The organism is Burkholderia sp. HMSC10F09 (genome assembly GCF_001806955.1).
GTDB classification, from domain to species: Bacteria; Pseudomonadota; Gammaproteobacteria; order Burkholderiales; family Burkholderiaceae; genus Burkholderia; species Burkholderia multivorans.
Map to the genome: position 1 here is coordinate 1 of NZ_KV786592.1, position 11,181 is coordinate 11,181.

The window sequence follows — 11,181 nt, forward strand, 5'->3', positions numbered from 1 at the left end:
GCCGGCGCCTTGCCGCCGGGCACGGCCGCCACGCGTGCGCCGGACCCGGCCGCGGCTGCGTCGGCTTCGTCCGCATCGACCACCTCGACCACTGCGAGCGCTTCGCTGCCTGCGACTGCGCGCGGCACACGCGCGGCATTGCACGACGCACTCGTCGCCGCCCACCTGCTGCCCGCCGATGCCGGCCACGCGCTCGACTTCAGCGGCCACAACGCGGTGCATCTGCTCTCGCTCGCCGAACGCGGCGCGCTGTCGCCCGACACGCATCGCGTCTACGTGTACCGCACGAGCGATCCGATCGCGCACCGCCTCGCGAAACCCGACGGCGTGCTGGTGCCCGACGCGCACGGCAACCTGCTGTGGCACGAGAACTGGCGCGACACGAGCGGCACGGGCGTGCCGCTCGACGCGTCGCCGCTCGGCCGCGGCCCGTACGGCGCCGACGTGCATCTACTGCTGACCGAACTACCGCCCGACGGCATCGACACCTACGCACCGGGCACGCGTCTGCATGCGCTGAACAAGCGCGTCGAACGTCTCGAACGGCTGCAGCATGCGTCGGACCGCACCTGGGCGAACAAACTGCGCGACTGGGCGCGCAACGAGAAAGCGACCGCGATCCGCGAGCGCGACGCGACACAGCGGCAGATCGACCGCGCAGAGGCAGCCGCCCGCACGCAGAATGCGCCGCCGCCCGCGCATCCGGTGCTCGAGATCAAGCCGTACCAGCCGGCGCTCGTCAGCTCGACACAGATCGAATGGAAGCAGCGCTACGGCGACGGCGGCATGCCCGATCCGCTCGCGTACGTGACGCGTCTGAAGACGTTCATCGCGCGCGAAGGCAAGACGCGCGCGGGCCCGCTCGAGCTGCAGGACCGGCCCGGCGACGCGCCGCCGCCGGTCGTGATGGCCGACGCGCAGGGATGGCGCTGGCTCGGCAAATGGCTGCACGTCGCGCGCGACTACGCGGCGGGCGGCGCACGCTATGCACCCGTGCCGCGCTGGAAGGATTGGCAGCGCAAGCTGAGCGCGGCCGCGACGGTCGATCGGCAGATCATCAAGTCGTTCTTCAAGTCGAGCCGCGACGTGCAGTATCGCGTCGCGCCGATGAGCCGCGCGTATCGGCTGACCGACGATCCGCAACTGTTCCTCGAGCAGATTCGCCGCAACGGCGCGGCCGGCGCGGCCGTCACGATCGTCCTCGATCCGCATACGCTCGCGGCCGCGCAGGGCAAGAAGCACGAGCAGGAATTCGTCAACGACGTGAAGCGGCTCGGCGACCAGACGCGCGCGAAGATGAACTACGCCAACGCGACGATCACCGGCGAGAACGGCCATGTAGTCCACCTCGACGAACTGACCGAACAGCGCCTGCATGCCTGGCTCGACGCGGCCGCGGAAGGCGGCTTCCTGCTGCGGCTCGAAACCGCATCCGGACGCGCGCTGGTGTCGCGCGTCGACGAACGCTTTCAGGCCGGCACGAACGATCAGTATCACGACTACGTGCGGCTCGCGTCGCTGCTCGAGAAATGGGCGGCGAAGCACCCGCGCGAGCGCGCGCCGCACGTGATGATCACGTTCCACGGTTGGGATGCAGTGCCGGAATCGGTGCCCGGCGCCGGCCACGTCGAGCTCGTGAACCAGCTGCTCGACCGGCCGACGCTGCAGTGGGTGCACGTCGGGCTGTCGTACGCGACGCACGGCTCCGACTTCATCGCGAACCAGGAACTGACGACGGCGCTCGCCAAGATGCTCGTCGCGCGCGCACGTGCGCGCGGCACGTCGACGTTCGAGCGCATCCACGGCGCCGATGCGCTGACGCGCGTGTTCGAACGGCTCGAGCCCGACGCGCTCGTCGAACAGCACCGCATGCTGCTTGCCGAAATCGACCGCATCGGCCGCGACAACAAGATGACGCCCGCCGAAATCGACGCGCTCGTCGAGCGCCTGTACGAAGGCAACACGACCAAGCTGCTGAACCGCGCGCGCCATGCGGTCGCCGCGTATGCGACGCGCGCATGGGAAGCGGACCCTGCGCGCGCACCGGCGCCCGATTCCGAGGCGCGGCGCTTCACCGAAGACTGGCAGCGCGACATCGGCAGCAAGCTCGACCGCCCGGAACAGCTGAAACTGCCCGCGCGACGCCGCTTCTCGGCTGCCGGACCGAAGTGGACCGACATCGTGCAGAAGCCGGAGCTGATCGTCGACGATGCGAAGCCGCTCAGCGACAGCCGTCTCGTCAGCGCGCAATCGAGCCGCGAGCAGGAGATCGGCCCGCAAGAGCCGATCACGCCCGAACAGGCCGCGCACGCGGAGCTGAACGCATTGCGGCTGCAGCAGGCAGGCCGCCTGCGCACGTGGTTCAACCGGGAAAACCTGCTGTCGATGGCGGTCGGCCTCGGCGTCGGCTTCGGCGCGCACCATTTCGGGCTGACTTCGCCGGCATTCAAGGAGACGAGCAACGCGCTGTTCGTCGGCGCGCGCACCGGCCGCCTCGTGCAGGCGCTGCATCAGGATTCGGTGCGCGCGCTGCAGGGCGGCGATCCGCGCCTGTTCCGGCGCGTGCTCGACCGCTTCGTGCGCGGGCTCGAGAGCCAGCTCGACGCGCACGAGATGGACAAGCCGATGCGCGGCGCGTCGCTGCAGCTGCTGGCCAACGAGGCGCGCGTGAAGGTCGACGGCCTGCTCGCGCTGCACGCGAGCCAGAAGATTTCGGCCGAGGACGCGGTCGCATACACGAAGCTGATCGCGAACGACATGATCGCGCAGATGCAGGGCGTGCTCGGCGGCACCTCGATCCAGCAAATGCACCACGGCAACCCGCGGCGCTTGTTCGGCAAGCTCGGCCGCTCGGCCGCGCTCGCCGGCTATGTCGGGCTCGGCGAGATCGCCGTGCACAACTTCATGGCGAACCACGGCGTCGCGCCGCTGCTCGGCGGCATCGGCGCGGTGGTCGGGCTCGGCTACACGGCGGCGATCCATCTCGGCGCGACGCGCAACCTGTCGCTCGACCGGCGCAGCCGCGTCGTCCGCGCCATCGACGCAACGTCGGACATCGTGACGATCGCGGCCGGCTATGCGACCGTGGCGAGCGGCGTCGCCTGGCCGCTCGCGGTATCGGGCAGCATATCGGCGACGCTCCTGGCGCTCGCGCGCGTCGACACGCACTTCCCGAATCTGACGAAGGCCGTCACCGGCCGGATTCCGACCGCGATCGTGCTCGCGCCGATCGCGATCTACGTCGGCAACTGGCTCTATACCTATTTCGACGACGACAGGAAGAAGCCCGCGCAGCCGTCGAACCTCGTGCCGCCGACCGGCGGTGCATCGCAATCGCCATCGCCGTCGCCGTCGGCCACGAGCCCGTCGCCGAGCGCCGCGTCGCCGTCGGCCGGTCCATCTGCCGTGCCGTCGCCCGCACCGTCGACGAGTGCGACGCCCTCCGCGCCGGCGTCCGGTCAGCCGGGCAGCACGCCGACGGCGCCGCCCGCACCCTACTTCGTCGTCGACGGCGATTCGCTATGGGTCATCGCCCAGCGGCACCGCGATACGCTGCTCGACGCCGCGCACGTGCCGGCCGCCGATCGCCGCACGATGCCGGAAAGCGAGCAGGCGCTCGCCGCGTTCCGCGAGATTCTGCAGCTCAATCCGTCGGCCGCGCGCGATCCCGCGCATTTGCCGATCGGCAAGCCGCTGAACGTCGGCTGAGCAGCGGCGCGCACCGCCTCGTCAGGCGGTGCGCTGCGCGTCGAGCCACGCCTGGAACATCAGCACCGTCCACAGCTGATGCTGCCAGTTCATGCGCCCCGCCTGATGCTGGCGCCACAGCCGCTCGACGGCGGCCGCGTCGAAGAAACCCTCGTCGCGCAGCCGCGACGGCTGCAGCAACGCATCGGCCCAGTCGCGCAGCGCGCCGCGCAGCCAGTGATCGATCGGCGCGCAGAAACCCTGCTTCGGCCGGTCGATCAGCTCGGTCGGCACGTAGCGGTCGAGCAGCCGGCGCAGCAGCGCCTTCGACTGCCCTTCGGGCAAGCGCAGCGATGCGGGCAGCCGCCACGCGAATTCGACGACGTGATGATCGAGGAACGGCATCCGCGTTTCGAGGCTGACCGCCATCGCGGCGCGGTCGACCTTCGTCAGGATGTCGGTCGGCAGGTAGGTGAGCGTGTCGATCGCCATCGCCTGCTCGGCAAAGCTCAGATGCGCGGGCCACGCGGATGCCGTATCGAGCGGTGTCGGCGGCTCGTGCCCGGCGAGCGCGATGCGCTCCGGATGATGGACCGACGACATCAGCAGCCGGTACAGCCCGATCCGGCTGTCGGCCGTCATCACGTGGCCGAGCTTGTGCAGCCGGTCGCCGATGCGCGTCGGCGATTCGCGCAGTTCGCCGGCGCCCCAGGCGCCCTGCGCGACGGCCGCGAGCTGGTCCGCATGATCGGGGCGCAGCGCGTGCAGCGCGCCGGCGATCCGCGTGCGCACGGCCGCCGGCACGCGATGCAGCTTGCGCCAGAGGCGCGGCGTCAGGAAGTAGCGCGTATAGCCGCCGAACAGCTCGTCGCCGCCGTCGCCGGACAGGCTGACCTTCACGTGCCGGCGCGTCAGTTCCGCGACGAGGAAGGTCGGAATCTGCGACGCATCGGAGAACGGCTCGTCATAGATCGCCGGGAGCTTCGGCACGACCTCGAGCGCATGATCGGCCGTCACGTACAGCTCGGTATGGCGCGTGCCGAGATGGCGGGCGACGGCCTTCGCGTAGCCGGCCTCGTCGTAGCCCGCTTCGTGAAAACCGATCGTGAACGTGTCGACGGGCGCGGCCGACTGCGCCTGCATCAGCGCGACGATCGCCGACGAATCGACGCCGCCCGACAGGAACGCGCCGAGCGGCACGTCGGCCTCCATCTGCCGCGCGACGGCCTGCCGCAGCACCGTGTCGAGCCGGTCGACGGCTTCGGCCGCGGTGCCGGCGAACGGCTCGTGATGGCCGGCATCGATGGCGTGCTCGAGCGCCCAGTACGTGCGGATTCGCGGCGTGTCCTGCGCATGCTCGAACTGGATCCAGGTGCCGGGCGGCAGCTTGCGGATGCCGCGATAGATCGTATGCGGCGCGGGCACCGCGGAATGTCGCAGATACAGGCACAGCGCGTCGCGATCGATCTCGCCGTCGAAGCCCGGATAGGCGCGCAGCGCCTTCAGCTCCGACGCGAATACGAGCGCGTCGCCGATCCGCCCGTAATACAGCGGTTTCTCGCCGATGCGGTCGCGCGCGAGCGTCAGCACGCGCGATTCGCGGTTCCACAGCGCGAGCGCGAACATCCCGGTCGCGCGCCGCAGCGTCGCGTCGACGCCCCACGCGGCGAACGCCGCGAGCAGCACTTCGGTGTCGGAATGACCGCGCCACGCGGGCGCGCGTCCGACGCGCTCGAGTTGCGCGCGCAGTTCGCGGTGGTTGTAGATCTCGCCGTTGAAGACCATCACGTAGCGGCCGCACGCAGACGCCATCGGCTGCCGGCCGTGCACCGACAGGTCGACGATCGCGAGCCGCCGGTGACCGAGCGCGATCCCGGCCGCCGGATCGACCCACAAGCCCTGTGCGTCCGGTCCGCGATGCGCGAGGCTCGCCGTCATCCGCGCGAGCGTGCCGCGCGCTGTCTCCTCATCGAAGGCGACGCTATTCAGAAAGCCGTCGATTCCGCACATGTATCCTGTCCGCCCCTGTTGACTACCCGCCCTGCGCGACGCGACCCTGCGGCCCGCCGTTCGGCATGACGGTCGCGCCATCTTACGAAGAAATAATTCAGCAATAATTCCGCGGTAAACGGCACGCAAGGCCGGAAAAAAACCGGCGTCAAGCGCCGTCGTGCACGGTAGTGCAAGGGGACATATCGAGGGGGCTGCGCCCGCCGCCGGGCATCACGGCGCGCCGGTCGCCCATTTCAGCAGCTGCGCAACCTCGCGGAAATGCTGCGGCTGGATCGTGCCGTTCTCCGGCGTCGTGTCGTACAGCGCCTGCGCGAGGCCGACGTTGGCGAGCGTCGGACGCAGCGCGTCGCGCGCGAGCCGCACGATCCGCTCGGCCGCATCGCCCTCGCCGCGCGCGAGCACCCACGGCAGCGTGCCGATCCCGCCGTAATAGAGCGCGACCGCGACGCGCGGCGAATAGACGACCACCGATGCGAATCCGATGCGATCGGGCAGCGACGCGAACTGCACTTCGCGCGCGAGCTGCCGGCGCTTCGCCGCGATGTGCGGATCGCCTTCGTCTTCCTTGTGCTCGCGCCGCACTTCGTCGATCGACATCTTCATCTTGCGGTTGAACTCGTGGCGCTGATAGACGATGTCGATCAGCGCCATCACGACGTAGATCAGCGCGGCCCAGCCGAACAGCAGCATCAACAGCTTCACGATCAGCGCGACGATCGACATCGGCCGCGTGAAGCCGGACTGCACGGACGGATCGAGCGATTCGACGATCAGCCAGCCGAGCGTCGCGACGAGCAGTGCCGTCTTCAGCAGCATCTTCGCGAGATTGACGAGGTTGCGCAGCGACCAGAGGTTCTTCAGGCCTTCGGCCGGATTGAGGCGCGACAGCTGCGGCACGAGCCGGCTCCACGCCATCACGCCGCCGACCTGCACGAAGCCCGCGAGCACGCCGAGCAGCAGCCCGGCCGCGACGATCTGCGCGGACAGCGTCGCCCAGTCGCGCGCGGCCGCGTCGATCAGCGTCGCGATCCGCGCGGACGGATCGGCCGCGCCCGCCGCGTCGAACACGAGCCGGAACAGCGCCTGCAACCGCGCGAACAGCCTGCCGACGCCGACCGCGAGCGCGACGCAGACGCCGACGAAGAACGCGGACGAGATCGTCTCCGCGCTCTTCGGCACGTCGCCTTTTTCGCGCGCCTCGCGCAGGCGTTTCGCGGTCGGCTGCTGGTTCTTTTCGCTCATCGGCGCCCCGCTTCGCGCTGCGCGCTCACGCGCCGCCGCCGTGCGCGGCGAACAACGCGCGCAGCAGCGCGACGAGGCCGCTGTCGGGACTCAGCAACGCGTGCAGCGACGCATAGACGACCGGCAGGAACAGCACCATCATCAGCACCGCGAGCGCACTCTTGAGCGGCTGCGAGAACACGAACACGTTGAGCTGCGGCACCGCGCGGCCGACGAGCCCGATGCCGAGTTCGACGAGCACCAGCACGATGATCACCGGCGCGGCGAGCTTCACCATCCATTCGAAGATCGTGTCGGTCTGCCGCACGACGAAGGTCTGCAGCATCGACGAGAAGTCGGGGCCGAGCGAGCCGATCGGCCACCACGCGTACGACTGCGCGAACAGCTGCACGAGCACCTGCAGCCCGCCCGCCGTGACGAACAGCGCGATCGCGACGAAGTTCAGGAATCCAGACGTCGGGCCGCCTTCGTGGCCGCCCATCGGATCGAAGAACGCGGCACTGCCGCTGCCGGTCTGGAAGTCGATCAGGTAGCCGACGCCCTGAATCGCGAACAGCACCGCGCTGAACGCACCGGCGAGCAGCATCCCGACCACCGCCTCCTTCGCGACCAGCACGCACCACGTGACGAACGGCAGCGACGCGACCTGCGCGGCATCGATCGCGGGCGCGACAAACGCGGCGATCACGACCGCGAGGCCGTTGCGCACGAGCCCCGTGACGATCTGCTCGTTGAACACCGGCACGACGAACATGATTGGCAGCAGGCGCGGCATCACGTACAGCAGCGGCCGCAGCGTGCCGGCGAGGTCGTTGAAGCCCGACGCGTGATCTAGCATCGGCGCTCCGCGGCGGCGGCGGCGGCGGGCTGCGCGGCGGCATCGGTCGTGCCGGCCTGCGCCGCGTCCGACGGTTTCGCGGCGGCGTCCAGCGTGCCCGCCTGCGCGTCCGCCCGTTTTTGCGCGCTCATGGCGGCGTCGAACGCGGCGGCGTCCGCGTGCGTGTCGCGATGGGTATCCGGTTGTCGGCCGGCGTCCGCCGCCCACACACCGGGCGCCGCGAAACGGCGCACCGCGTACGCATCGGCGACTTCGTCGGCATCGCGCTCGACGCGCGCCGCGCGCGCATGCCGCGCTTTCTCGCCGGCGCGCTCGAGCTTGTCCTCGGCCGCCTTCGCCTTGCGCGCCGCGCGCTGCAGCTCGGCAAGCGTCGCCTCGTGGCCGCGATGCACGTGCGCCGCCTGGTTGACCGACGCACTCGCCGCGCCGATATGCCGGTCGAACGTGCGCGTATCGGCAGCGGCGTCCTGCAGCGTGCGTGCGTCGCGCGCGTCGTCGGCGAGCCGCGTCTGGATCGCCGCTTTCGCGGCCAGCTGCCGCGCGAGCTGCGCGTGCGCGACATCGAGCGCGTGCCGGCTCTGCGCGGCGACGCGCTGCTGCCGCGCGGCCGCGACGCGCGCGATCTGGCTGCGCATCTCGCGCACGCGCTTCAGGCGCGCGAGCGTCGCGAGCACGCGGCGGTCGTCGGCTTCAGACATGATCGTTCGCCAGTTTCGTCAGTTTCGCGAGCAGCGCGTCGAAGCGCACGTCCTCGTGCTGCGCCTGCGCGCAGAACGCGCCGATCGCCTCGCGCGCACGCAGCGCGAGATCGCCGAGCCGGTCGCTGCCTTCGCGATACTCGCCGATCTGCACGAGCAGCTCGATCTCCTGATACTTCGCGATCAGCTCGCGCACGCGCGCGGCCGCCTGCTGATGTGCGCGGCTCGCGACGAGCGGCATCACGCGCGACAGGCTCGCGAGCACGTCGATCGCCGGATAGCGGTTCGCAAGCGCGATCTTGCGCGACAGCACGATATGGCCGTCGAGAATCGAGCGCACCTCCTCCGCGATCGGGTCGGATTCCTCGTCGCCTTCGACGAGCACCGTGTAGAGCGCCGTGATCGAGCCGGCCGCGCCCTGCCCCGCGCGTTCGAGCAGGCGCGGCAGCACCGCGAACGTCGACGGCGGAAAGCTGCGGCGTGTCGGCGGCTCGCCGCTCGCGAGGCCGACCTCGCGCTGCGCCCGCGCGAAGCGCGTCAGCGAATCGACGAGCAGCAGCACGCGCTTGCCCGCATCGCGGAAATGCTCGGCGATCGCGGTCGCGACGAGCGCGGACTTCACGCGCTCCATCGCGGGCCGGTCCGACGTCGATACGACGACGATCGAGCGTGCACGCACCTCCGGCGACAGCGCATGCTCGATGAATTCGCGCACCTCGCGCCCGCGTTCGCCGACGAGCGCGATCACGTTCACGTCGGCCGGCGCGCCGCGCGCGATCATCCCGAGCAGCGTGCTCTTGCCGACGCCCGACGGCGCGAAGATCCCGACGCGCTGCCCGACGCCGAGCGTCATCAGCCCGTCGATCACGCGCACGCCGGTCGGAAACGGCGTGTCGATCATCCGGCGCGCGAGCGGGTTCGGCGGGTCCTGCTGCGTCGACACCCAGGTCGCGCCGGTCACCGGCCCGCGATCGTCGAGCGGCCGGCCGAGGCCGTCGAGCACGCGGCCGAACAGCGCCTCGCCGACCGGAAACACATGCTCGCGGCCGGACGGCACGACGGTCGTCTCCGGCGACAGGCCGGCCACGTCGCCGAGCGGCGTGAGCAGCGTCGTCTGCCGCGAGAAGCCGACCACCTCGGCGAGCAGCGTCGGCTGATTCGGCGTGCGCAGCTCGCAGATCTCGCCGAGCTTCGCGCGGATGCCGGTCGCGTTCAGGATCTGCCCGACCGCGTGATTGACGCGGCCCTGCACCGACACCGGCGAGAAAAACGCGAGCGCCGCATCGAGATCGCCGACGAGCCGGCCGCGGTCGAACGGCGCGTCGGCCGCATCGTCGCCGGGCGGCGGCGTTTCGTCGTGCGGCGCGTTCATCGTGCGGCTCCGAACGACGCGTCGCGGCGAATCGCCTGGCGCAGCGCGTCGATCTGCAGATCGAGGCTCGCGTCGATGCGCCCGGACGGCGTTTCGACCGCGCAGGCGTCGCGCGCGAGTTGCGCATCCTCGACGATGCGGATCTTCTGCCGGTTCGTCTGCGCGGCGAACGCGCGCTCGAGCGCGTCGCGCATTTCGTCGCTGCGGCCCGGCGCGACGCGCACGGTCACGAACGCCTCGTCGCGCACGAGCGGCGCGATGCGCGCGAGCGCGGCCTCGTACAGCTTCTGCGTGCTCATCTCGCCGACGATCGCGCGCACGGCCTTCACGACGATCTCGGCCATCGCGTCCTTCATCGACTCCATCGTGCGCGCGGCCGCGAGCGCCTGCGCGTAGGTCTGCGCCGCCTGTTCGCGCTGCGCGCGGCGCATCCCTTCCTCGTAGCCGGCCGCGTGGCGCCGCTCGAACTCGCGCTGCGCATCGGCGACGATCCGCTGCGCTTCGTCGCGCGCGGTCGCGATCACCGCGGACGCGTCGAGCAGCGCCGCGTATTCGCGCTCCTTCAGCACCTTGCGCTCGGACAGCAGCTGCAGGTTGTCGCTCGTGATCAGAAAAGCCAGTCCCATGACGCAAGCCTCTCGGGAATCAGAAACAGGAACAGCAGTTCGCCGAACTGGTCGCGCTGCGCGCGATTGAGCCAGTACGGCGCTTCGTCGTCGATCGCGCGGTTGAACTTCAGCCGCACGCGGCGCGCGACCGCGTCGCCGGCCGCGCCGATGAAGTCGGCCAGCAGCCGCCCGCCGCGCGCGCGAATCACGGCGGGCAGCATGGCCGGCTCCGCGCGCCACGGTTCGAGCGTATCGGCGAGCGCGCCGAATTCGGGCGCGCGTTCGAGCGCGAGCGTCAGCGCATCGCCGCCGAGTTTCGCAGCGACTTCCGCGCGGATGCGCCGCACGGTCAGCGCGTCGCGCAGCCAGCCGCGATGCAGCAGCAGCCCCGCATACGCGGCGAGCTGCTCGAGCGCCGCGCCCGGCAGCAGCGCCACGCGCGCGCACGCGTTCGCGACGTCGAAGTCGTGACGGCCCGCCACGCCATGCACGGCCAGCAGATGGCGCGCGAGCAGCTTGCGGCCGGCCGCGCCGAACGCGTCGGGCGAGCGGTAGCGCGCGGGCCAGTCGTCCGGCACGCGCGTCACGTGCAGATAGCGGTCCGGCCGCAGGTTGAACTCGCAGACGAGCGCGTGAAACGCGGCGCGCCGCGCCGCCGGCGGCGGCGCAAGCGGCTGCAGCCACGGCAGCGGATCGGCCGCGTCGGGCGGCGGCACGCGTGCG

Annotated in this window: 8 protein-coding genes; 1 reads left to right on the forward strand and 7 read right to left on the reverse strand. The window is 70.9% G+C overall.

The features are described from left to right. On the forward strand, window positions 1-3,708 hold a 3,708-nt coding region (locus HMPREF3115_RS06455), incomplete at its 5' end, for an LWXIA domain-containing protein (RefSeq protein ID WP_371089353.1). Between the two features lie 21 nt (window positions 3,709-3,729). Here the strand turns inward: HMPREF3115_RS06455 and asnB are convergent. The 7 genes from asnB to HMPREF3115_RS06490 all read right to left on the reverse strand — a co-directional run bounded on the left by asnB (window position 3,730) and on the right by HMPREF3115_RS06490 (window position 11,174). Beyond that, the gene (gene asnB, locus HMPREF3115_RS06460; protein WP_059938903.1) at window positions 3,730-5,697 is read right to left on the reverse strand and encodes an asparagine synthase (glutamine-hydrolyzing); all 1,968 of its coding nucleotides are present in this window, start codon (window positions 5,695-5,697) and stop codon (window positions 3,730-3,732) included. 213 nt (window positions 5,698-5,910) lie between these two features. Next, window positions 5,911-6,942 carry an EscU/YscU/HrcU family type III secretion system export apparatus switch protein gene (locus HMPREF3115_RS06465; protein WP_070553789.1) on the reverse strand — a complete coding sequence of 344 codons (1,032 nt, stop codon included), beginning with the start codon at window positions 6,940-6,942 and terminating at the stop codon, window positions 5,911-5,913. 25 nt (window positions 6,943-6,967) lie between these two features. Then, window positions 6,968-7,780 carry a type III secretion system export apparatus subunit SctT gene (gene sctT, locus HMPREF3115_RS06470; protein WP_039217166.1) on the reverse strand — a complete coding sequence of 271 codons (813 nt, stop codon included), beginning with the start codon at window positions 7,778-7,780 and terminating at the stop codon, window positions 6,968-6,970. After that, window positions 7,774-8,478 (reverse strand): hypothetical protein, encoded by a 705-nt coding sequence (locus tag HMPREF3115_RS06475; protein ID WP_070553791.1) that lies wholly within the window; start codon window positions 8,476-8,478, stop codon window positions 7,774-7,776. Before HMPREF3115_RS06475 ends, sctT begins: the two co-directional genes overlap by 7 nt. Next, window positions 8,471-9,850 carry a type III secretion system ATPase SctN gene (sctN, locus tag HMPREF3115_RS06480; protein WP_070553792.1) on the reverse strand — a complete coding sequence of 460 codons (1,380 nt, stop codon included), beginning with the start codon at window positions 9,848-9,850 and terminating at the stop codon, window positions 8,471-8,473. Before sctN ends, HMPREF3115_RS06475 begins: the two co-directional genes overlap by 8 nt. Next, entirely contained in the window at window positions 9,847-10,476 is a 630-nt protein-coding gene (gene sctL / locus HMPREF3115_RS06485; RefSeq protein WP_006409966.1) for a type III secretion system stator protein SctL, read from the reverse strand. Before sctL ends, sctN begins: the two co-directional genes overlap by 4 nt. Continuing rightward, window positions 10,458-11,174, reverse strand: coding sequence for a SctK family type III secretion system sorting platform protein (locus tag HMPREF3115_RS06490; protein ID WP_141751649.1), 717 nt, complete (start codon window positions 11,172-11,174; stop codon window positions 10,458-10,460). The genes sctL and HMPREF3115_RS06490 overlap by 19 nt, the downstream gene beginning before the upstream one ends. Window positions 11,175-11,181 lie beyond the last annotated feature (7 nt).